This window comes from Cellvibrionales bacterium (assembly GCA_016713115.1).
Lineage (GTDB): Bacteria > Pseudomonadota > Gammaproteobacteria > Pseudomonadales > UBA7239 > UBA7239.
Genome location: JADJPU010000001.1, coordinates 2,071,464 through 2,093,869 on the forward strand (window position 1 = coordinate 2,071,464; position 22,406 = coordinate 2,093,869).

Genomic DNA, 22,406 nt, shown 5'->3' on the forward strand with positions numbered 1-22,406 from the left:
AGTGAGAGTTGTGCAGTCAATGGGGATGGTAAGGTTTGGCATACCAGAGAGAATTACCTTAGAACTAAGAGATCTCAGTGGAGCCACTGTTTTTATAGAAACGGGAACATATCAGGGCGATACGGCGGCAAATCACTTCGATAAAGTTATCACCATAGAGCGGTCTAAAAGCCTGTTCGATGAATACAGTGGAGGTTTAGCTGATCTGCATAATGTGTCAGCCCTCTGTGGTGATTCTCGGCAGCTTTTACCGAGCATTCTCAAAGAAATAGGTGAGGAAAAAGCAATTTTCTGGCTGGATAGTCACTGGTTTGGCGGCGAAACGGCAGGACAGGATGATCAATGTCCTCTATTGGGAGAATTGGCCTGTTTGCAAGGGCGGAGTGGAGATGTGTTGCTAGTAGATGATGCGCGCCTTTTTCCGCGGCAGGGCGGATTTGGACAAGGATCCGCGCTTTGCCAAGAGGAAGACCTGCGACAAGTAGCAATGATGTTATTTTTTCGCGCCGGAGTCCCTCCTATCAGCGCATTATACCAGCGCCGAATAACCTGTTTTGGCAGGAATATACGCGCAGTCATCGCTACAATACGCACCCACAGTAATCCTATGTTTCGAGCCGGCGTTGCGGCTCTCTGTCGAGGTTGTGATGCTGGTTTTGCGCGGTGCGCCTGCTTTTTCTTCGTTTCGTCTCAATAAATGGCTCACGCGTTTACGCGAGATTGCCGCTGTGCGCGAGTTGCACGCCGAGTTTGTGCATTTTGCCGATGTGTCGCAGCCGCTGACCGCACAAGAAACAGCGGTATTGGAACAACTGCTGCAATACGGTCCGCGTCAGGAAACGCTGTTTGAACCGCACGGGCAATTGTTTTTGGTTGTGCCGCGTGCAGGCACGATTTCACCGTGGTCGAGTAAGGCGACAGACATTGCGCGCAACTGTGGTTTAACGGCAGTGCGCCGTTTGGAGCGCGGCATCGCCTTTCGCGTGGATGGCGATTTCACACCGGAACAAACCTCTGCTATTTCTGCGGCACTGCACGATCGCATGACTGAAACAGTGTTGGATACTCTCGACGCCGCTTCGATTTTGTTTGTGCAAGAACAGCCCGCACCATCAACAACGGTAGATATTCTCGGCGGTGGTCGCGCTGCTTTAGTGCGTGCCAACAGCGAGCTGGGCTTGGCATTGGCTGATGATGAAATTGATTATTTGCTGGAAAGTTTTACCGCGCTGAATCGCAATCCCGTCGATGTGGAATTGATGATGTTTGCGCAAGCCAACTCCGAACATTGTCGCCACAAAATTTTTAATGCCGATTGGTTGATCGACGGTGTAGCGCAAGAAAAATCACTGTTCAAAATGATTCGCAACACCAATGAGTGTGCGGGCGACAATGTGTTGTCGGCGTATTCCGATAACGCTGCTGTGGTGCGCGGGCAAATAGCAGGGCGGTTTTTTTCCCGACCCGCAAACCGGCGAATACATTGCGCAGCAAGAAGCTGTGCATTTGTTGATGAAAGTGGAAACACACAACCATCCCACTGCAATCGCGCCGTTTCCAGGGGCGGGCACGGGTGCCGGTGGTGAAATTCGCGATGAAGGCGCCGTGGGTCGCGGCTCCAAACCGAAAGCGGGTTTGACAGGTTTTTCTGTTTCCAACTTGCGCATTCCCGATTACGAACAGCCGTGGGAAAAAAATGCCAAGGGTGAAAGTTACGGCAAACCCGAACGCATCGTGTCCGCGCTAGATATCATGACCGAAGGCCCTTTGGGTGGAGCTGCTTTCAATAACGAATTTGGTCGCCCGAATTTATGCGGCTATTTCCGCAGTTTTGAATTGCCCGCCGCCGGTGCGAATGGCGAAGAAATGCGCGGCTATCACAAGCCGATCATGATTGCCGGCGGTTACGGCAATATTCGTGAAGAGCATGTCGAGAAAAAACCGTTTGCTGCCGGTGCAAAATTGATCGTGCTCGGCGGCCCCGCCATGCAGATTGGTTTGGGTGGCGGCGCAGCCTCTTCTATGGCATCTGGGCAGAGCAGCGCTGATTTGGATTTTGCTTCTGTGCAGCGCCAAAACCCAGAAATTGAACGCCGCTGTCAGGAAGTCATCGACCGTTGTTGGCAACTGGGTGAAAAAAATCCTATTCAATTTATTCATGATGTTGGCGCGGGTGGTTTGTCGAATGCGCTGCCGGAATTGGTGAAAGACGGCGGCACGGGCGGTGTGTTTAATTTGCGTGCCGTGCCGAGTGATGAGCCGGGCATGAGCCCGCTGGCTATCTGGTGCAACGAAGCGCAAGAGCGTTATGTGTTGGCCGTCAAAGAAGCAGACCTCGCGCAGTTTGATGCGATTTGCGCACGCGAACGCTGCCCGTATGCGGTGGTGGGTACGGCGACAGAAGAAAAACATTTGCGCGTGGACGATGCACATTTTAATAACGCGCCCGTGGATTTGCCGATGTCGCTGCTGTTTGGCAAACCGCCAAAAATGACGCGCAGCATTGAGCGCAAATCAGTGGTGCAAAAAGCTTTCGATTACAGCGGCATTAAATTGCGCGATGCGGCAATGCGCGTGTTGCAATTGCCGTCTGTCGCCTCAAAAAACTTTTTGATTACGATAGGTGATCGTTCGGTCACGGGCATGGTGGCGCGCGATCAACTGGTAGGCCCGTGGCAGATGCCGGTCGCCGACTGCGCAGTGACGGTGGTGAGCTATGACACCAACGCTGGCGAAGCAATGTCTATGGGTGAGCGCACGCCGGCGGCGTTAATTTCTGCACCGGCTTCGGCGCGCTTGGCGATAGCGGAAGCGATCACCAATATTGCCGCTACGCGCATTGCAAAATTATCCGACATTAAATTGTCAGCCAATTGGATGTGCGCCGCTGGTCACGCGGATGAAGATGAAAAATTGTTTGATGCCGTGCGCACGGTGGGTATGGAGCTGTGTCCGCAATTGGGGATTACAGTGCCGGTGGGCAAAGATTCCATGTCCATGCGCACGCGCTGGCAAGAAAACGGCGTAGAAAAATCGGTGACGGCGCCGATGTCGCTCATTATTTCTGCGTTCGCGCCGGTGTTGGATGTGCGCAAAACCGTCACGCCACAATTACGCACGGACAAAGGCAATACGGCATTATTTTTATTGGATTTGGGCAACGGCAAAAATCGTCTCGGCGCTTCTGCTTTCGCGCAAGTGTTCGGGGAAATTGGCTGTGAAGCGCCAGATCTCGATCAGCCGCAACAACTCGCGCAATTTTTTGCACTGCTGCAAGAAACATTGGAGCAGGATTTATTGCTGGCGTATCACGACCGCTCCGATGGCGGTTTGTGGGCCACCGTGGCAGAAATGGCGTTTACCGGTCGCTGCGGTGTGGATATTTCTCTCGTTGGTTTGGGCGAGGATCCGCTGGCGGCGCTGTTTGCCGAAGAGCCGGGTGCCGTGTTGCAAGTGCATGTAGATGCCATAGATACGCTGCAACAACTGGCAGAAAAATATCAATTGTCGGCGTGCTTGCATCGCATCGGTTTTATCAACGGTGACGATTATTTGCGCGTGCTGGACGGCGGCAACACAGTGTTGGAAATGCCGCGCCGCGATGCTTTGGCGCTGTGGTGGGAAACTAGTTATCGCCTGCAAGCATTGCGTGACAATCCAGTTTGCGCGGAGCAAGAAAAACAAACCGTGTTGGATGACAACAATCCTGGCCTGTCTGTTGCGCTCACATTCGATCAAAACCATGATATTGCCGCGCCGATGATCGCTACTGGCGTGCGTCCGCGTGTGGCAATTTTGCGTGAGCAGGGCGTGAACGGTCAGGTAGAAATGGCAGCGGCGTTTGATCGCGCCGGTTTTGCTGCTGTGGATGTGCACATGAGTGATTTACTGAGTGGGCGCATCGACTTAAAAGATTTCAAAGGCTTTGCCGCTTGCGGTGGTTTTTCTTACGGTGATGTACTTGGCGCGGGCGGTGGTTGGGCAAAAAGCATTTTGTTCAACGCGCGCGTGCGCGAGATGTTTGCGCAATTTTTTCAGCGCGATGATGCGTTCAGTTTGGGTGTGTGCAACGGCTGTCAGATGATGTCGCACTTGAAAGATTTAATTCCCGGTGCGGAGCATTGGCCGCGTTTTGTGCGCAACACCAGCGAGCAATTTGAAGCGCGCTTAGTGATGGTGGAAGTGGAGCCGTCGCCCTCTATTTTGTTGAGTGGCATGGCGGGTTCCAAAATGCCGATTATCGTGGCGCATGGTGAAGGGCGCGCAGAGTTTGCTGATGTCACTGCCTTGAAAAATCTGGATGCTAGCGGGCAAGTGGCGCTGCGTTATATCGACAACAGCGGCCATGTCACTGAAACATTCCCCGCTAACCCAAACGGTTCGCCGCGCGGTATTACCGCTGTCACCAATAGCGATGGTCGCCACACTATCATGATGCCGCATCCCGAGCGTGTGATTCGCGCGGTGCAACATTCTTGGCACCCAGACGGTTGGCAGGAAGATGGCTCTTGGTTGCGTTTATTTCGCAATGCGCGGCATTGGTTGAAGTAAGGACTGTTATGACAACGGAAACTGTCAATATTTTGCTGGTAGACGATCACGATTTAGTGCGTGTGGGTTTGCGACACGCGTTGAGCAGTGTGGAAAACTTTTCCATTGTTGCAGAAGCGGCCAGCGGTGAAGATGCGCTGGATAAAGCGGAAGCATTAAAACCGCATGTGGTGTTGATGGATGTGCGTATGCCTGGGATCGGCGGTATTGAAGCCACGCAGCGCATGCAGCGCCGTTCGCCCGATAGCAAAGTGGTGGTGATTACCGCTTGCGCGGATGACCCGTTTCCCGATTTGTTGTTGGAAGCAGGTGCACGCGGATTTGTGACGAAAGACAGTGCTATGGATGAGTTGGTGCATGCAATCCATGAAGTGCACAGCGGCAATCATTATGTGTGCAGAAAAATTGCGCAGGAATTGGCATTGAAGCCGCTGCGCAAACGCAGTGGCGCCAATCAATCACCGTTTGATGAATTGTCCGAACGCGAGATGCAAGTGGCGCTGATGATTGTTGGCTGCCAAAGCGCGCAAGATATTGCCGATCAACTCAATGTCAGCCCGAAAACCGTCAACACCTATCGCTACCGCATGTTTGAAAAATTGGGCGTAGAAAATGATGTGGGGCTGACACTGTTGGCACTGCGCCATAAGTTGTTTGTGCCGGACGGCGATGGCTGAATCGTCATCAGTTTTTGATAGCCGAAACTTTCTCGCGGCTGCCACCACACGCCCCGGCGTGTATCAAATGTACGGTGTTAAAAACGCCAACGAAATAGAAACGCTGTTGTATGTGGGCAAAGCGGCCAACTTGAAAAAACGCTTGGCGAGTTATTTTCGCGCGACAGGTTTGGGGCCAAAAACACAGGCGTTGGTGGCGCGCATCACGCGCATCGAACTCACTGTTACAGCCAGTGAAACCGAGGCACTGATACTCGAACAGAATCTCATCAAAGCACATCACCCGCCGTACAATATTCTGCTGCGCGACGATAAATCCTACCCGTATATTTTTTTGAGCGAAGGGGAGGCTTATCCGCGTCTCGCTTTTCATCGCGGTGCGAAGCAAAAGAAAGGGCGCTATTTTGGCCCGTTCCCGCACAGCGGCGCGGTGCGCGAGAGTCTCAATTTTTTGCAAAAGTTTACGCGCGTGCGCCAGTGCGAAGATTCTTTTTTTCGCAATCGCAGCCGCCCCTGTTTGCAGTATCAAATTCAGCGCTGTTCTGGGCCTTGCGTGGGCATGGTGACGCCAGCGCAGTATGAGAAAGATGTGGAAATCACGGCGCTGTTTTTGTCTGGGCAGGAACAGCGGGTGATGAATATATTGGCGAGCGATATGGAAGCTGCCGCAGAATCTCTGCAATTTGAGCGCGCCGCAGAATTGCGCGACCGCATCGCCAGCCTGCGCTCCGTGCAAGAACAGCAGGCGATAGAAAATGGCGTATTGATAAATGCCGATATTTTAGCTTGCGCGCAACAAGCCGGTTTGGTGTGTGTGCATGTGTTATTTGTGCGGCAGGGTCGCATACTGGGCAGTCGCAGTTATTTTCCTGCGTTATCGGTGGAGGAAGATTCTGAGAATATGTTGGTGGATTTTGCGGCACAGTTTTATCTCGGCAGTGAGCGCGAAATTCCCAATGAAGTGATTTTTTCATCGGCTGAAGCCAATGCACTTCAGGTATTGCAAGAGGCGCTGAGTGCGCGCATAGAGCGCAAAGTAATGGTGAGTACGCAGGTGCGCACACATCGCCAACAGTGGCTCACAATGGCAGGCAAGGCTGCGCAAGAAAACCTGTTGCAAAAATTGGCGAGCAAACAAAATATCGAAGCGCGTTTTGAAGCGCTGCGTGAAGCGTTAGGTTTGGATGCTGTGCCAGAACGCGTGGAATGTTTTGATATTAGTCATTCCTCCGGTGAAGCAACGGTGGCTTCTTGCGTGGTGTTTGATCGGCAGGGCGCGCGCAAAAGTGATTATCGGCGCTTCAATATTGAAGGCATTACAGCGGGTGATGATTACGCTGCCATGAAACAAGCACTAACGCGCCGCTATCGCCGTTTGCAAGAAAATGACAGCGTATTCCCTGATATTTTGTTGATCGACGGCGGCAAAGGGCAGCTTACGCAAGCCATTGAAGTATTAAACGAATTGCAAATTGCCGATATGTTGTTGGTGGGTGTAGCCAAAGGCAGCACGCGCAAAGCCGGTTTTGAGCAGCTTTTTGTACACGGCGAAGCAACGGCGCGCATTTTGCCGGATGATTCACCCGCGCTGCATTTGATTCAACAGATACGCGATGAAGCGCATCGCTTTGCCGTGGCAGGCCACACTGCTCGGCGCGATAAAAAACGCAGCGCATCGCCGCTGGAAGGTATTGCCGGTGTGGGGCCTACGCGTCGGCGCGCACTGTTGCGGCATTTTGGTGGGTTACAAGAAATTATTCGCGCCAGTGCTGATGATATTGCGCGTGTGCAGGGCATTAGCGCAGAATTGGCGGAAGTTATTTATGCGCATTTGCATGCGTAATGTTTTTTATTGGAATATTTTTTACTGGAGTACACCGCAATGAAGTATTGGATTTCGCTCGTCAACACCACGGAAGTGGATCAATTTATTGCTATTGCGCAAAAAGCTGAGGAGTTGGGTTATGAAGGCATCACGGTGCCGGATCATTTGGTGTATCCCACGCAAATTGAAACGCCGTATCCGTACACGCCGGACGGCAAAGTGTGGTGGCCAAAAACCAATCCGTGGGCAGATCCGTGGGTAACATTAACGGCCATGGGTGTGGCGACAAAAACTTTGCGTCTTGCAACCAATATTTATTTAGCGGCATTGCGCGACCCATTCACCGTGGCGCGCGCTACGGCTGCGGCTGCGCTGTTTACTCAGAATCGTGTGGTGTGCGGCGTATCCGCCGGTTGGATCAAAGAAGAGTTTGATTTGATGGGCATTGATTTTTCTGCGCGCGGTCGGCGTTTGGATGAAGTTATCGCTTGCATGCAACAATTGCACAGCGGCGAAGTGGTATCGCACAGCGGTGAATTTTTTCAATACGATCAAGTCATTCATTCTCCAGCGCCGACACAAAAAGTGCCGGTGTGGGTGGGTGGTGCCAGTAAAGCGGCTTTCCAGCGCGCGGCGAATAATGACGGTTGGCTCGGTGTGCCATCGAAAAACAAACGCTTGGCGGAAATCGTCAATATTTTGATGGAGCTGCGCAAAGCCAACGGCAAATACGGTCAGTCGTTTGATGTGGTGTTGAGCCCGATGGAATTGATGACCAAAGAGTTTTTGGATTCACTCGACCCAACCGCTACTTACCATTCCAGCGTGTTGCCGTGGACGCCGTCACCTTGGGGCAAAGCCTTCTGGGTGGAAGAGGGTGAAGATCACCGCGAACTGGCGGTGAAATTCCGCGCCATGGAGCGCTTCAAAGCCATGATGCAGCAAGTGGGCGTTTGGTGAGTGGCGTGTTGCCCTATAGAATGCAGCCATGAATCTACCTAACCTTTTATCACTGTTGCGCATCCTGCTCGTTCCGCTGTTTGTGTTGCTGTTTTATATGCCAATGCAGTGGACGAATTGGCTGTGCGCGGCGGTGTTTGGTTTGGCGGGTGTCACCGATTGGTTGGATGGCTACTTGGCGCGCAAGTGGAATCAGTCCACGCCGTTTGGTGCGTTTATTGATCCAGTGGCCGATAAGTTGATGGTGGTGGTGGCATTGGTTTTATTGGTCAACCGCTATCCGCATGTTTGGTTTGTGTTGCCCACCATCGTTATTATTTGTCGAGAAATTGTGGTGTCTGCTCTGCGTGAATGGATGGCAGAACTAGGCAAACGCGCCAGCGTAGCGGTTTCTTATATCGGTAAAGTAAAAACAGCGATGCAGATGTTGGCATTGCTGCTGCTACTGGGCGCATATAAAGAATCCGCTTGGATAGCAATTGCAGGAATTGTTTGTTTGTACATTGCTGCGGCACTTACGCTGTGGTCTATGCTCGCTTACCTCAAAGCCGCATGGCCTGATTTGCAACAGGGCATGGACAAAAAAGAATAACTATTTAAAAAGAATAATTATTTAATCAAGCGCAGTGCAAACGGTACGCAAAATGGTTTGCCATCTGAGGCGGCAACAGCGCCCATGATGCAGAACACAATGTGGATCAGCCACGCAACGACAATTACTAAAAAGCCCACCAAAATAATTGCCAGTACATTGCCGATAATCAGCATCAGCGTAAAGGTGATACCCCAGTTCAAGGCTTCTTTGGCTTGATCTTGCAAATACGCGTCATCTTTTTTTGCTAGATAAAACGCCAAACCGGGAATAAACGCGAGCAGAGTGCTGCCTAGCCAGCACAGCAGAGCGAGGTTTTTGCTGTCTTGATTGGGTGCTGTGATTTCGGTGTCAGTAGGCGTGGTAACGGTTTGGTTTGAGTCTTGTTCCATGTCTGTGTCCTCGTTAGGTAAAACGCGCATAACCAGCTGCGAGTATATTCACAGCTTCTTCCATATCTTCTGTTTTATCAGCAATGCTCATCAGCAGTGATTCATTGCTGTTAAATATCTCATCGCGAATAAAACCTTTTTCACGCGCGCGATTAAAAACAGGCAAAAGGCCAATAATTTTTTGTCGAATAATGCCCATTTCTAAAGGATGGCGCGTGCCGTTGCGCAGCAACACATAGATGTGCAGCATCAGTGTGTACATCAGGGTTTCTTCGATGTTATTGCCCGCTGCTAGTGAGTGGACAGCTTGTTGCATGATGCTGCGATCAGCCAGCACTTCCACGGTCACCATTTCATTGGCGAGTGCCAAGTAGCTTGGCAGCATGTTTTTTACGGTTTCGTATTGCGCATCATCGAGTGATGTTTTTGCGGCGACCAAATAGCCGATGAGCAGTTGTTGCAGATGCGCAGGCGATGGCTGTGATGTCATAAGTCAATTATTCCTGCAAAAAAAGACAGTCGATGAGTGTTTCGCCGTGATATTGTCGCGTCTTGGCAACGATGGTAACAGGGATAAATTGTTGCGTAGAGTCAGCTTTTATAAGCTCGCAATACATGGAGGATTTTACACCATCTTCTGTGACGATCTTGAGACGATCAATAGCTTGCAATAGATATTTTTGCCGAATCCATTTGCTAATATTGTTGCTAACGAAGCGAGTTTTTTTGGTAGTTTCTAATCCCAGCATGGTTAAGCAGGCATCATTGGCATCGCACACTATCCCTTGCGTATTGATAACGCAGAGAGGGCAGTGCATGTCTTCTAGCATTTTGTAATCCAGTATTTGCTGCATAGGGGCGTTGCTGAGCTGGGATTGCAATAGGCTGTTGATGAAGTGATGCAGGCTGTTTAAGGCTTGAGAGCCACCATTTTCATGTAGCAGCGTGATGAGCTCGCGCTCTGCACGGGATGGATGTATGGGGCCGTGCAGCTCCATTTTTCCTTGCCCTAGCAAGAGCCAATCCAGTGAAATATTGAGCAATAAGGACAGTCTAGCTAGATGCTCAAAGGCAATTTTCCCCGTTTTTAACCAATCGGAAACAGAGGCTTTAGACACACTCATATCAATGGCGAGTGCGGTGATGGAGGTGTGTCTAAAATCCATCGCTGTTTTAAGTCGTTCCATTACTTTGGTATCGAGCATTTATTTTTCCTCCAAAGGGAAAAATACCATTTGCACACCGCAGCCAGCCTGTATATCTGGCATGTCTAACATTCTGGATTTGATAATAAAAAAACTGTTCTCAGCTGTTGCGAGTTATTTGAATTTTCTTAGTGCCGGCGTGACCGTTTTGCAGGGTTTCTTTCATGAGATGACGCACTGGCGTATGCAGATGACGCGGTAGCCATTGCGTGTATTCCTGCTGAATGGCTTGCGTAATGTGTTCGTCAGACAAGCGCAGCAATTGGTTGAAGGCTAGGTTGGCGGTCAGCAGTTTGCCGTGTGTGTCGAGAATGGCAAAGGGTGGATTCATATCCACAGCAAGATTATGCGCGTGAAATTGTTTGAGAGAAGAGCCGAGGCTGGCCAAGTAAAAACGCGAGAGAAAGCGGTTGAGGTGATCGACAGACTCGGTGCCGAAGTGTCGTAAGGCGAGCACGAGGTCTTTTTCCAGCGGGTTGAGCCGACCGTTGGCGGCCAATTGCTCGCTGCCTATGCCGTGAACCAGCCAGTTGAGTGACACCTGTAGCGCTTCGGCAATATGAATGAGGTTGGTAAGGGTCAGCCCTTTGCCGTGTATCCAGCCGGACACTTTGGCATCGCTAACATCGGTCAGTCTTGCCAAATCTGTGGCCTTTAAGCGGCGCCGCTGTAGTGCTTCCTTGAGCCTAAGGCTGAATGCGTGGCTAATATCCTTATCTGCCATATGGGCTTCCTTTTATTTTTTAGGTAATTCAAAAAAATCTTACTACATTTTTAAAAAATTACGGCATGAACCGTATTGTTATCGATTTGTCAGGAAAAAAATGAGAAAGCTGTCATGTTTTTTGTGATTTGCCTGTCACGCGCATAATGAGAAGAGGTGCGTTGTTAGCTATCGTGACCGTCACCTGATGAGGGATGACGAGGGAAGCGGTCATGCACAAACCCAAAATACTGGTCGTTGAAGACAGCAAGACTTACTTGCAGTTCGTCACCGGCGTGCTGACAAAAGCTGGTTATGAAGTGCTGTCTGCCAGCAATGCGTGGGTGACCAATATCGTCAATCAGGAGCGACCCGATTTAATTTTAATGGATGTGCAGTTGGGGGCGGTCAGCGGTGTGGCTGCGGTGACAGCCTTGCGCAAGCGCAATTTTTGCAGCGGCATAAAAATTTTACTGCATTCGTCAGAGCCGTCGGCGGCGTTGGCGGAGATGGCCAAAAGCTGTGGTGCGGACGGGTATTTGCCCAAGGAAGGTAGCGAGGAGCGCCTGCTACAGGGCATTCGTCAGGCGTTGCATTCATCAGCAAAAGAAAAGGTGGGCGCCTAGCGCTTGGTAGTTGTTCAGTAGTTGTGGTGTCGCAATGGAAAGCTTTCTTCATTTTCAATCCAGTGCCGGTTCTCGTTTAGTGCGCGTAAGCCAAGTGGTGGAAGTTATCCCCATGGTGGCGTTACAGCATGAACAGACAGACAGCAATCAATTCTGCGGCTTGTTGAACTATCGCGGAAAAATTATTCCAGTTTTTGATTTGTTGCGTGCCGATGAAAACGCCTACTTGGATATCAAGGCCTTTTTGATTGTAACGCAGTGCAATGGCTCAGATGTGGCATTGATTGCCTGCGAAGTTAACCAAATCTACGAATTGATGGATGAAGCAGTACAAATAATAGCACCCGCTAACCTTGCACACTTTGAAGTGGCAAAAGTGGAAGGAGAGATGGTGCGCGTCGTGAATTTACAGGAATTTGTGGCGTGATCTCTGCTATGGCGCATGATGAATGGAGTGTCGCTTCTATTGATAACGAAGTACTGCGCATGCATTTGCAGCAGAACTTGGGCTTTCATTTGGAGAGCGTCAATCTCGATCAGATTTTATCTGGTCTATCCATTCAAGCGAACGAATTTGAAAGTTTTGAAGATTACGCCTCTGCTGTCGCTTCGTTAATTGCCGTACACGAAACTTATTTTTTGCGCCACCCCGATCAACTGGCGTGGCTGAAAACTTGCTGGTTGCCGCAGTGGTTGGCGGAACATGCGCACAGCACAGCGCCGCTGCGCATTTTAAGTGCGGGCTGCGCAACCGGTGAGGAGCCGTATTCTGTGGCGGCTGCACTGCATTCGCTATTAGCGCAAGCGGGTAAGTCATTAATTGTAGAAGCCGTGGATATTAGCTCGCGCGCCTTGGCAGTTGCACAGCGCGGACATTACGGTTTGTGGTCATTGCGCGGTGTAGATGTGCATCACGAACAATCGTGGTTAAAGGTGGGAGCGCGTTCGGTAGAAGTAGTGGATTGGGTGCGCAATGCTGTGCAGTTTCGGCAACACAATTTAACGCAGCCTTTGGTTTCTGCGCATCAGTACGATGTGATTTTTTGCCGCAATGTATTGATTTATATGCATGAGGCAGCCATTGCGCATATTGTAAAAAACTTGATGGCTTGCTTGAGCAAAAATGGCATATTGATTTTGGGTCCCAGCGATCCCAATCCACCCGCCGATATGGGTTTGCAAGTCACTTGGCAGCAGGGCGTTCGATTGCTGCACAGAGCGCATGAGCAACCCGTGTTGCCAGAAAAAAGTGCAGTGTTTGTTGCTGCTCATAGTGCGCCAAAGACGCACGTTGTTGTTCATTCTAAGCAGCAAGAAAAACCAGTTTTTCACGACCACGATGCGATTGAAACCTTGATTCATGGCGGTTACTACACCAAGGCCAGAGAAGTATTGGATGCGCGTTTAGCCGCCAATCCTTTTGATGTGAAAAGCCATGTGATGCTGGCATTGTTGTTGATGGACCTCAACGAATACGATTTGGCGTGGCAGTCTGCGCGCAATGCTTCCTTTATTGAGCCTGCGGCTGTGTTTCCCGCTTATTTATTGGCGAGCATTCGTTTGCGCCAAGGTGACACAGCAGTAGCCAAATCAGAAGCGCAATGGGTGTACGAGCAATTAAACGACGGCAATGATGAAAAGCCTGTGCGCTATTGCGAAGAAATAAATGCCGGCCAACTGAAGGAGGTTATCCATGCTGGATTTGGCATTGCCGGTTGAAGATAAAAAACTCGATAAAAACAGTCATGAAGTTCTTGCGGAGAGAGCGGCGCGGTTTCGCCGTGAAGAAAATCACTCCCATGAAGACAAAGAAGAGATGATTGTCTTTGAAGAGTGCGGCACGCGTTACGCAGTGCCTTTGCGTATGTTGGCGGAAATTAGACCCATCACCAAGATGACGGCGCTGCCCTTGGTGTCGAACAATATTCGCGGCTTGATTAACTTTCGAGGAAAAATTGTCGCAATTTACAGTTTGGCGAGCAGTTTGAATAAAAGTGCAGATACCAGCACAGCGGCAAAACAGCAAAGCTCGGCACTGATTGGTTATGGCGTAGCAGGGCATGTGGCGCTATTCGCCGAGAGCGTGGTGGAAACCATCAATGTCAGTCACGCTGAAATTTGTGCAGTACCTATTTCTTTATCTGCTTATGACTATATTGCTGGTGTAGGCAGTGATGGCATGATTTTTTTAGACATGGAAAAGCTCGTTAATAATTCACAATTCTACATGGCGTGAGGTAAGGCAATGAAACACAATAGCGATCAAATCTCTACGGAAGGTTATGACATCAATCAACGCAAATCTTTTTTGCTGATTGATAAAGAAGATGAAGAGCGCATGGTGGGTATTCGACCCATTGCGGAGAATAATTCTGCCGTCATACTGGATCATCTGTATGAGCATTTTCTTGCCTACGCAGAAACAAAAGCCTTCTTGCAAAGCGATAAGCACATCAAGAACTTAAAAGAGGCGCAGGCTAGGTTCTTTATGGCCTTGGTGGGTGGTAAATACGATGAGGAATATTTGGCGAGTCGCTTGAGTGTGGGTAGAACGCACGAGCGTATCGGCTTGGAACCGCAATGGTATATCGGCGCGTATTCTCGATATTTGAACTTAATTATTCCATTTATTGTGGAAGACAAAAAAGCCAAGCCGCAAGTGATGGTGCAGTGCATTAATAGTTTAATTAAGTTTGTGTTCTTGGATATGGAACTTGCGATTGATACTTATATTGAGGCAATGAATATCCGCGAGAAGGAACTCAAGAAAAAATTTATTGATAGTTTGTCTGGGTTTTCTTCTAGCCTGTCTGAGGCGACGGGTGCGATTGTAACGGCCACCACGCAACAGAGTGCCACTTCCAATGAACAGGCGACTTCTGTGCAAGAAGTTTCCGCCACCGTTGCCGAGGTAAAACAAACTTCGCTGCAAGCCTTGGATAATGCTTCCAAAGTAATTGCTTCATCGGAAGGTGCAGTGCTGGCTTCTAAAGACGGCACCAAGGCCGTGGAGGAATCCATTCACGGTATGCACGATATTCAGAAACAAGTGGAAGCGATTGCGGAAAAAATACTGGGTTTGAGTGAGCAAACACAGCAGATTGGTGAAATTATTCAATCGGTTAATGAAATTGCCGAGCAGTCCAAACTGTTGGCTTTGAATGCGGCGATTGAAGCGGCGCGCGCCGGCGAACACGGAAAAGGTTTTTCTGTGGTGGCATCGGAAATTCGCACGCTGGCGGATCAAAGCAAGCAGGCAACCAATCAAGTAAAAGGAATTTTGGGTGAAATTCAGAAAGCCACTAACAGCGCGGTGATTGCCACAGAAGAGGGTGGCAAGAAAGTGGATGCCGGTGTGGGCTTGGCCAATATGGCGGGTGAAAATATACACCGTCTGTCACAAACCATTAACGAATCAGCCGATTCGGGTCGCTTGATTTTGTCTTCATCGCAGCAACAAACAGCGGGTGTTGAGCAAATTGCCGTGGCGATGCAGCAAATCAGCCAGGCTTCTAAAGATGCGCTGGCGGCAGTGAAGAAAACAGAAGCGGTTGCGCACAATTTGCGCGAGTTGTCTGAAAACATGAACGCATTGATTGATTCTTTCAAAACGGTACAAAAACACAAGGTTGAATGGCGACTCGCCTAATTTCACTCACAGCACTGTGACTATTGATAAAACAGTTGACGAGGTGAAGGTAGGTTATGGATCCCAATGAACTGCGCAATACGTTGTTGCAGGCATTTTCTGAAGAAGCGCCTGATTTGTTGCGAAAGGCAGAGCAGGCGCTGCTGGATTTAGAAGATGCTCCCGATCAAGACAGGCAAGCGCCGGCGGAGGCTTTGAAGCGGGCGCTGCATTCTTTGAAAGGCTCTGCCAGTGCTATTGGCAGAGATGATCTGCGCGATGTCTGCCATGCCATGGAAGATTTGGTGCTTCACATGTTGCAGGAGGGCGTGCAAGCATTTCAGTTGGATTTATTGCATGCAGGTTTGCAATTTTTGCACGAGGCAGCAGCCACGCCAGGTGAGCGACACGCACCAGAAGTGACGCTGGCCTTGCTGAAAAGCACGGATAGCAGTGCCATTGCGGCGCAACTTTCTGCACGCGCTGTTGCACCGAAAGCAATGGAAACCGTTGCAGAAGTGCCATCAACAGTGGATGTAGTGAGTGCTAAAAATTCTGTTCAGAAAACCAATACAACGGATGCCGCAACAGGTTTGAGTGAAACGATTCGCGTCGCGGTATCTAAAATTGATAATTTGCAATCCAGTGTAGGCGAGTTGGTGGCTATTCGCTTGCAGCAGGATGATAGCCTGTTGCAGCTCAAGGAATTGCAATTGCAAATGGCGGAACTGACTTCACAGTGGAGGTTGCTTGGCAGCGATATTCGCGAATGCCGCCAATTTTTGCCTTCGCGCACAGCAGCAAAGTTTGACAACAAAATCTCATCGTTTTCTGGCCACATCAAACAAACAGAAAGACAGTTGTTTCATTTGGCGCATCAAATTGGCAGTCAGACTGGGCAATTGAGTTTGTTGTGCGATGCGATGGATAACGGTTTGCGCGCGGTGCGCATGATGCCATTGGCGCCTTTTTTGGAATCTTTTCGTGCTGTGGCGAGAGATGCAGCGCGCTCCTTGGGTAAATCTGTGGTGCTGGAGTGCGATGACAAAGGCATAGAAATTGATCGGCTGGTGTTGGAGCATATTCGTGAACCTTTGCTGCATTTGGTGCGCAATTCTGTAGGGCACGGCATTGAAAAATCTGAGCAGCGTCTTGCTGCTGGCAAACCGGAAACGGGTTCTATTCGTTTGTCGGCGGAGTTGCGCGGCGACTATGTCAATATCGCTATCAGCGATGACGGTGCGGGTTTTAATCGACAAAAAATTCTGCAAAAAGCCAATGCGTTGGGCATGGCGCGCACACTGGATGAACTGACCGATGAACATTTGATTGATATTGTTTGTCGCCCAGGTTTTAGCACTGCTGCGGGTGTTGATACCGTTTCTGGTCGTGGTATTGGCATGGATGTGGTGTCCACCATGATTAGTGAGTTGGGTGGCACAGTGGGTTTGGAAACTTTTGAAGGCGGCGGCAGTTGTATCACTTTGCGCGTGCCTACCAGTTTGGCAGCCACGCAAGGTTTAATTTTGCAAATTGGCAATGAACGCTATGGCGTGGTGCTGGATTTGGTAGAACGCATAGTGCGCACGCGTTTGGATAGTTTAGCAATGGTGGAAGGACGCGAAGTGTTATTTTTGGATGACAACCCCATCGCTATTACCAGTTTAGCCTTGATGTTGAATTTATCGGCACTTATTCCGCAGCAGCGACAGCGCGCTTATCCCATCGTAATTTTGCGTGCAGGTACGCAGCGGTTGGCATTGATCGTTGATGATATCCCTGGGGAAATTCCGATGATCGTCAAACCGCTGGGGCCACAATTTGAAAATATTAAAGCCTACGCCGGTGGCGCTATTCTTGCGGATGGCAGTGTGATGCCGGTGTTGGAGGCGCGCTATTTAATCAATTCCATTTCTGGCGCAAGCAGTGTTTCCACAGGTGTGCAGTGGCAGAGTGATGAAAATAATGACGGAGATCAGCAGGCCGTCGATGCCAGTTTTGCAACACAGCGCGCTATTTTAGTGGTGGATGATTCCATCACGACGCGCACTTTAGAACGCAATATTTTGGAGGCGGCTGGCTATCGTGTTTTAGTGGCAACCGATGGTGAAGAGGCAGCAGATATTCTGCGCATTGAAGATGGCATTTCTTTGGTGGTGACCGATTTGGAAATGCGGCGCATGAACGGCTTGGAGCTGTGCCGGCATATTCGCAGCGGGCAACATAAAAATCTTCCCATCATCATGGTTACTTCTGTTGGCAGTGAAGCGGAAATGAAAAAAGGTATAGCTGCAGGTGCAGATGCTTATATCGTCAAAGGCAACTTCCAGCAGGATTATTTCTTATCTACCGTCCGGCGTTTTGTTAACGTTTAATTCATGAGCATTCGCATCCTAGTTGTTGAGGATAATTTAGTTGTACAACACTATGTGCGCAGCGCTTTGTCTGTTGATTCAAAAAATGAAATTCTGGCGATTGTTGATAATGGAATTGATGCATTAAAAGCTGCCATTCGCATGAAGCCGGATGTCATTTTGCTGGATTTGTTTTTGCCAGGCATGGATGGCATGGATGTGATTCGCCATGTGATGTCGGAGGCGCCGTGCCCGATTGTGGTGCTCAGTGCAGAGCTGGATAGAAAAGACCAAGACTTAACATTTGAAGCGCAGCGCTCGGGTGCGGTGTCGGTGTTGGCCAAACCGCAAGGCATGGAGCCAGCGCAGTTCCAAGCCTTCAGCGACAACTTGTGTAAAACCGTGCAACTCATGGCGCAAGTAAAAGTGACGCGCCGCTGGTTGCCCACGGCGGCGGTGTCGCCAGCCGTTGAGCCTTCGCTATTGGCTTCTGGTGATCGTTGGGATTTATTGGCGATTGGTTCATCCACCGGAGGCCCTGCTGCTTTATACAGTTTGTTGGAAGCCTTGGGTGCTGCATTTAATTTTCCTGTGTTGATCGCGCAACATATTGCGCCAGGTTTTGGTGCAACATTGTGCGAATGGCTGGCAAAAACAGGCTGCCCAATTTGTATTCCAGAGCACGGTGAAAAAGCACAGGCTGGCAAAGTGTATCTCGCACCCGATGACAGGCATTTGGTGTACGGTGCAGGCGGAGTGTTATTTCATGTAGAAAATCCCGCTGCGCGTTTTACACCGAGTGTCGATATGTTGTTTGATTCCATTGCCACACATCACACGGGGCAAGTGGCAGCGATAATTTTGACGGGCATGGGCAACGATGGCACCGCCGGTATGCATCATCTTTACCGGCAGGGCGCGCAGACTATCGCAGAAGCAGAAAGCAGTTGTGTGGTGTTTGGTATGCCAGCAGCTGCCATCGCGGCAGGTGTAGTGCGCAGTGTCTTACCGTTGTCTGATATTGCTGAATTATTGCGGCAGAAACATATTGGCTGATGGTTGTTTCCATTAATGCAGCGTAGCTAATGTACTGCGTGATGGTGCCGGTTCATCGACCTGGCGCGAAGCTCGAAAAGCGGCAAAATCAATAATTTCAGCAGGAGCGCGCGCGAATAGTGGTATGACAACCCCAGCTTTTTTCAAACATTGTGCAAAGTGCATGGCACACATCAGCGCCATGTCTGCAACGGCGGTCGACAGCCAATCCGCCAAAATTTCCTGTGCGTCCCAATAGCGGTATTCATGGAGCTGGGCGAGAATTTGCAAGAACCACGCCTCGTCGACGCCCAGCTCGGTGTTGCAGGTGCAGCGTATATCCATGGCGCGTTCGCTGTAGTTTAGGAATAGGCTACCCAGCGCATCAAAAGCGGCACAAGCCTCTGTACCCGCACCTATCTGCAGCAAGCCTGTGCGCCAGTCTGGGTATTGTTTTCCGGGGTTGCGATGCGGCAGGGCCCATAGGCGTAGTGTCATCAGCAGCAGAGTTTCTGCTTGCCCCAGCTCGCTAATAGGTAGGGTTTGGGGGTACAGGCAAGAGGTATTGGTGGTGTTGTGCATGGTGTACTGTCCGTGTTTGAGAAGTAGAGCCACATCCTATGACGCCAGCGCTGCCTTGTAAATGATAATTATTATCATTTATTGATATGGATTAGCTTAGGTCCACAACTACCCGTTTTAAGCGGCTAGATTCTCCGGATTTAATCGATACGGCTTTCTTGCGGCAATCAAAATGCGCGGCCACCAGCGCAATCAATTCCTCGTTGGCTTTGCCATCCACGGGCGGTGACTTCAATTTGGCGATCCATGTGCCGTCACTGTTTTGCGTGAGTGAGGCAGATTTTGCGCGCGGTGTAACTTTGATTTGCAGGATGGTGGTCATGGTTGTCGGCTGTTTTTCCAAGTTTGTAAATCAGCCTTGGTAAGTGTACGGCGATAGGCGGTGAAGTTTTATTTGCCTAAGAGGCTGTTGTTGGCATGAGCATGGTTTGTGTTACTCGCGATGAACTGAAAGTCTGTCTCCGTGCAGACTAGCTCGCCTATCTGCTTGAATCTTCCTTAAAGATATATATATTTCGCGCCTTTTGAGAATCGTGGTCTTGGGCGGTGGTATGTGTTTGCGGTCTGAATCTTTGATCGATGGATTAGTTTGAGATGCGTTCATGGATTTGGCGTTTACGGCATGTCATGGGCGTGCCTCAGCATGTGCCTTCTTGGCGTGAACAGCTGGTAGGTTCCGTCACGGCGCTGGCAGGTATCGCGCTGGTGGCCGTGTTGGGATGGACGGAATCACTGGGTGCTTCCCCTTGGTTGCTGACCTCCATGGGCGCTACGGCGGTGCTGGTATTCACCGTGCCGCACGGCATGTTGTCTCAACCTTGGGCGGTATTAGGCGGGCATACTTTCTCGGCGTTGTCAGGGCTGCTGGTATTGCATGTATTGGGACAGGGCGTGCTGGCGTGTGCTGTGGCGGTCAGTTTGTCTATTGGCGTGATGCATGTAACGCGTTGTATCCACCCCCCAGGCGGAGCGACAACTTTGTTTGTGGTGCAGTCTGCTTCAACAGCTGCCGCAGGGTTGGATCTGTTGTTATCTCCCGTGCTGTTGAATGTGGCGTCTATCCTGTTGGCTGCGGTGGCATTGAACTACCCGTTCGCATGGCGTCGTTATCCCGCGTATTTGGCTTTTCGTCACAGCTCGCCCGCACCACAACAACTGCAGCAGTTATTGCATGAAGCGCCGTTTACAGAAAAAGAATTGGCATTGGCGCTGGATGGCATGGACGAAACATTTGATATCAGCGACGAGCAAATACAACTGTTGTATGAAGCCTTGTCGAATATCGAATCCAGCTTGCCGAAGTTGACGGCAGACGCACTGGAGGCCGGCGCTTTTTTACAGCAACGGTTTGCGCGGCGAGCAATGGGGCGTTAGACAGATAGTGGACGCCAATGCTGCCGATGCGCGCAAGCCACAAGTGATTGTCAAAACCGTGGCGGGCAAAGGCAAAGGAAAAACGCAATTGATGACGCGCCAGGATTTTGCGGATTGGGCTCGATATCCCGTGTATCCCGATGCCAGCCATTGGACGCGTGATAAGCCAGAGAATTGATGCAGGTTCGTTAGTTGGGAAAGCAATAAAAAACCAGCGCAAGGCTGGTTTTAGAAGATGGCGGAGGAGGTGACCGTTGAATTAATAGAATATCTTATTGATATATAGGTAAATATCATTCTAAATCCAGCCAGATGTGCCCCCACTTGTGCCCCCAAATTGGATGCCTTCGCGGGTTCAAACTATTTTTTAAATTATAGCGCTTTCGCAGATGAGGGGATGAATTGGAGCGGTAATCATATCAGCTACTCCAATACTGACATCCGTTTTACCGTTGTTGGGCCAATTGGGCACTCCAATTTTCCTTGGATATATATCACCGCAATGACATTCACCCCTTCAAAGGAGAATTTTTATGTCATTGCAATGTCCTCTCTGTAAATCGCCTCATCAAGTTATAACCCGCAATTACGGTCGCAAGGCCGGCAGTGCTGTCGGTGCTGTGGCCGGTGCAGCTGCTGGCGCACTCGGATCAGCGAGTTATTTTCCAAACAGCGTGCGCATCTCATTCGCAGATTTGCGCGGTTTTTTATCAACGCAGTTTCGCAAACAGCCTGTTGTGCGGGCTGAAACAACACACGGTAATGTCCGGCGGGTATGTCTGCTTCCGGAATCCACCACTGCTGTAGCGCTGTGGGGGTTTCCTCAATGGCAAACGTCATAACCGCATCTGTCTGCGTATCACACAAGGTGATGGTTGCCGGAAAGGCAGACAGCGTGCTATCGGCACTGACAACAACAGCAAGTGCGTTGCCACGGTGTCGGATGGTTATGGAACAGGGTTCTGCCGGGGTGGGTGGGTGGTGCGAGTAAAGCGGCATTTCAACGCGCTGCAAATAATGATGGCTGGCTCGGCGTGCCATCTAAAAATAAACGTCTCGCAGAAATTGTTAACATCTTGATGGATTTACGCAAAGCTAACGGAAAATACGGTCAGCCTTTTGATGTGGTGTTAAGCCCCATGGAATTGATGACCAAAGAGTTTCTGGATTCGCTTGATCCTGCCGCCACCTATCATTCCAGCGTGTTGCCGTGGACACCCTCACCCTGGGGCAAGGCGTTCTGGGTGGAAGAAGGTGAAGACCATCGTGAACTGGCAGTGAAATTCAAAGCTATGGAGCGTTTTAAAACCATGATGCAACAAGTGGGTGTTTGGTGATGAATCTCCCAAACCTTTTATCACTGCTACGCATTTTATTGATTCCACTGTTCGTGCTGTTATTTTATTTGCCGATGCAGTGGACTAATTTTTTGTGTGCAGCGGTATTTGGTTTGGCGGGAGTGACAGATTGGCTGGATGGTTATTTAGCTCGCAAATGGAATCAAGCCACGCCGTTTGGTGCTTTTATTGATCCCGTTGCAGATAAATTGATGGTGGTGGTGGCGTTGGTACTGCTGGTAAATCGCTATCCGCATGTCTGGTTTGTATTGCCGACGATTGTGATTATTTGTCGTGAAATTGTGGTGTCGGCATTGCGCGAATGGATGGCAGAGTTGGGCAAGCGCGCCAGTGTGGCTGTTTCTTACGTGGGTAAAGTAAAAACAGCCATGCAAATGTTGGCGCTGTTATTGTTGTTAGGTGCAAATAAAGAACTGGGCTGGTTAGCCAGTGCAGGTATTGCGTGCCTTTATGTGGCTGCGGTGCTGACTTTGTGGTCCATGCTGGCCTACATCAAGGCAGCTTGGCCTGATTTGCAGCAAGGCATGGACAAAAAAGAATAGTT

General features: G+C 50.1%; 22 protein-coding genes and 1 pseudogene. 17 read left to right on the plus strand and 6 right to left on the minus strand.

Features of this window, described 5'->3' with window-relative positions; all coding sequences use genetic code 11:
* Nucleotides 1–10: 10 nt before the first annotated feature.
* The 6 genes and pseudogenes from IPK30_10170 to pgsA (IPK30_10195) all read left to right on the plus strand — a co-directional run bounded on the left by IPK30_10170 (nucleotide 11) and on the right by pgsA (IPK30_10195) (nucleotide 8,605).
* Nucleotides 11–697 (plus strand): hypothetical protein, encoded by a 687-nt coding sequence (locus tag IPK30_10170; protein MBK8103614.1) that lies wholly within the window; start codon nucleotides 11–13, stop codon nucleotides 695–697.
* A pseudogene (gene purL, locus IPK30_10175) lies at nucleotides 648–4,551 on the plus strand (phosphoribosylformylglycinamidine synthase). Before IPK30_10170 ends, purL begins: the two are co-directional and overlap by 50 nt.
* 8 nt (nucleotides 4,552–4,559) lie before the next feature.
* Nucleotides 4,560–5,228, plus strand: coding sequence for a response regulator (locus IPK30_10180; protein MBK8103615.1), 669 nt, complete (start codon nucleotides 4,560–4,562; stop codon nucleotides 5,226–5,228).
* A complete protein-coding gene (uvrC, locus tag IPK30_10185) occupies nucleotides 5,221–7,071 on the plus strand; it encodes an excinuclease ABC subunit UvrC (GenBank protein MBK8103616.1) in 1,851 nt (616 codons plus the stop codon). Before IPK30_10180 ends, uvrC begins: the two co-directional genes overlap by 8 nt.
* Nucleotides 7,072–7,110: 39 nt before the next feature.
* Entirely contained in the window at nucleotides 7,111–8,013 is a 903-nt protein-coding gene (locus IPK30_10190) for a TIGR03619 family F420-dependent LLM class oxidoreductase (GenBank protein ID MBK8103617.1), read from the plus strand.
* 28 nt (nucleotides 8,014–8,041) lie between these two features.
* The gene (pgsA, locus tag IPK30_10195) at nucleotides 8,042–8,605 is read left to right on the plus strand and encodes a CDP-diacylglycerol--glycerol-3-phosphate 3-phosphatidyltransferase (GenBank protein MBK8103618.1); all 564 of its coding nucleotides are present in this window, start codon (nucleotides 8,042–8,044) and stop codon (nucleotides 8,603–8,605) included.
* Between the two features lie 17 nt (nucleotides 8,606–8,622).
* On the opposite strand, the gene IPK30_10200 is transcribed toward pgsA (IPK30_10195), so the two are convergent.
* The 4 genes from IPK30_10200 to IPK30_10215 all read right to left on the minus strand — a co-directional run bounded on the left by IPK30_10200 (nucleotide 8,623) and on the right by IPK30_10215 (nucleotide 10,926).
* Nucleotides 8,623–8,997 (minus strand): DUF4870 domain-containing protein, encoded by a 375-nt coding sequence (locus IPK30_10200; protein MBK8103619.1) that lies wholly within the window; start codon nucleotides 8,995–8,997, stop codon nucleotides 8,623–8,625.
* A 13-nt stretch (nucleotides 8,998–9,010) separates the two neighbouring features.
* Entirely contained in the window at nucleotides 9,011–9,487 is a 477-nt protein-coding gene (locus IPK30_10205) for a hypothetical protein (protein ID MBK8103620.1), read from the minus strand.
* A gap of 7 nt (nucleotides 9,488–9,494) precedes the next feature.
* Complete coding sequence (locus IPK30_10210; GenBank protein ID MBK8103621.1) at nucleotides 9,495–10,202, minus strand: helix-turn-helix domain-containing protein; 708 nt, start codon at nucleotides 10,200–10,202, stop codon at nucleotides 9,495–9,497.
* A 100-nt stretch (nucleotides 10,203–10,302) separates the two neighbouring features.
* Nucleotides 10,303–10,926 carry a helix-turn-helix transcriptional regulator gene (locus IPK30_10215; protein MBK8103622.1) on the minus strand — a complete coding sequence of 208 codons (624 nt, stop codon included), beginning with the start codon at nucleotides 10,924–10,926 and terminating at the stop codon, nucleotides 10,303–10,305.
* Nucleotides 10,927–11,138: 212 nt separating this feature from the next.
* On the opposite strand from IPK30_10215, the gene IPK30_10220 reads away from it, so the two are divergent.
* The 7 genes from IPK30_10220 to IPK30_10250 are packed head-to-tail and all read left to right on the plus strand — an operon-like array spanning nucleotide 11,139 to nucleotide 18,569.
* Entirely contained in the window at nucleotides 11,139–11,531 is a 393-nt protein-coding gene (locus IPK30_10220; GenBank protein MBK8103623.1) for a response regulator, read from the plus strand.
* Nucleotides 11,532–11,565: 34 nt separating this feature from the next.
* On the plus strand, nucleotides 11,566–11,958 hold the full coding sequence (locus IPK30_10225; GenBank protein ID MBK8103624.1) for a chemotaxis protein CheW: 393 nt from the start codon (nucleotides 11,566–11,568) through the stop codon (nucleotides 11,956–11,958).
* Nucleotides 11,955–13,250 carry a methyltransferase domain-containing protein gene (locus tag IPK30_10230; protein ID MBK8103625.1) on the plus strand — a complete coding sequence of 432 codons (1,296 nt, stop codon included), beginning with the start codon at nucleotides 11,955–11,957 and terminating at the stop codon, nucleotides 13,248–13,250. Before IPK30_10225 ends, IPK30_10230 begins: the two co-directional genes overlap by 4 nt.
* Nucleotides 13,225–13,767: a chemotaxis protein CheW gene (locus IPK30_10235; GenBank protein MBK8103626.1), complete on the plus strand. Its 543-nt coding sequence runs from the start codon at nucleotides 13,225–13,227 to the stop codon at nucleotides 13,765–13,767. The genes IPK30_10230 and IPK30_10235 overlap by 26 nt, the downstream gene beginning before the upstream one ends.
* Nucleotides 13,768–13,776: 9 nt before the next feature.
* Entirely contained in the window at nucleotides 13,777–15,180 is a 1,404-nt protein-coding gene (locus IPK30_10240) for a globin-coupled sensor protein (GenBank protein ID MBK8103627.1), read from the plus strand.
* Between the two features lie 56 nt (nucleotides 15,181–15,236).
* The gene (locus tag IPK30_10245; GenBank protein ID MBK8103628.1) at nucleotides 15,237–17,534 is read left to right on the plus strand and encodes a response regulator; all 2,298 of its coding nucleotides are present in this window, start codon (nucleotides 15,237–15,239) and stop codon (nucleotides 17,532–17,534) included.
* 3 nt (nucleotides 17,535–17,537) lie between these two features.
* Nucleotides 17,538–18,569 carry a chemotaxis protein CheB gene (locus IPK30_10250; protein MBK8103629.1) on the plus strand — a complete coding sequence of 344 codons (1,032 nt, stop codon included), beginning with the start codon at nucleotides 17,538–17,540 and terminating at the stop codon, nucleotides 18,567–18,569.
* 12 nt (nucleotides 18,570–18,581) lie between these two features.
* On the opposite strand, the gene IPK30_10255 is transcribed toward IPK30_10250, so the two are convergent.
* Both IPK30_10255 and IPK30_10260 read right to left on the minus strand, forming a co-directional pair.
* The gene (locus IPK30_10255; protein MBK8103630.1) at nucleotides 18,582–19,163 is read right to left on the minus strand and encodes a hypothetical protein; all 582 of its coding nucleotides are present in this window, start codon (nucleotides 19,161–19,163) and stop codon (nucleotides 18,582–18,584) included.
* Nucleotides 19,164–19,221: 58 nt separating this feature from the next.
* Nucleotides 19,222–19,452: a DUF167 domain-containing protein gene (locus tag IPK30_10260; protein MBK8103631.1), complete on the minus strand. Its 231-nt coding sequence runs from the start codon at nucleotides 19,450–19,452 to the stop codon at nucleotides 19,222–19,224.
* A 272-nt stretch (nucleotides 19,453–19,724) separates the two neighbouring features.
* Here IPK30_10260 and IPK30_10265 point away from each other — a divergent pair, with 272 nt between their 5' ends.
* From IPK30_10265 to pgsA (IPK30_10280), 4 genes are all read left to right on the plus strand, one after another.
* Nucleotides 19,725–20,504 (plus strand): HPP family protein, encoded by a 780-nt coding sequence (locus IPK30_10265; protein ID MBK8103632.1) that lies wholly within the window; start codon nucleotides 19,725–19,727, stop codon nucleotides 20,502–20,504.
* 7 nt (nucleotides 20,505–20,511) lie between these two features.
* The gene (locus tag IPK30_10270) at nucleotides 20,512–20,682 is read left to right on the plus strand and encodes a hypothetical protein (protein ID MBK8103633.1); all 171 of its coding nucleotides are present in this window, start codon (nucleotides 20,512–20,514) and stop codon (nucleotides 20,680–20,682) included.
* Between the two features lie 796 nt (nucleotides 20,683–21,478).
* A complete protein-coding gene (locus IPK30_10275; GenBank protein ID MBK8103634.1) occupies nucleotides 21,479–21,841 on the plus strand; it encodes a hypothetical protein in 363 nt (120 codons plus the stop codon).
* Nucleotides 21,841–22,404: a CDP-diacylglycerol--glycerol-3-phosphate 3-phosphatidyltransferase gene (pgsA, locus tag IPK30_10280; protein ID MBK8103635.1), complete on the plus strand. Its 564-nt coding sequence runs from the start codon at nucleotides 21,841–21,843 to the stop codon at nucleotides 22,402–22,404. The genes IPK30_10275 and pgsA (IPK30_10280) overlap by 1 nt, the downstream gene beginning before the upstream one ends.
* Nucleotides 22,405–22,406 lie beyond the last annotated feature (2 nt).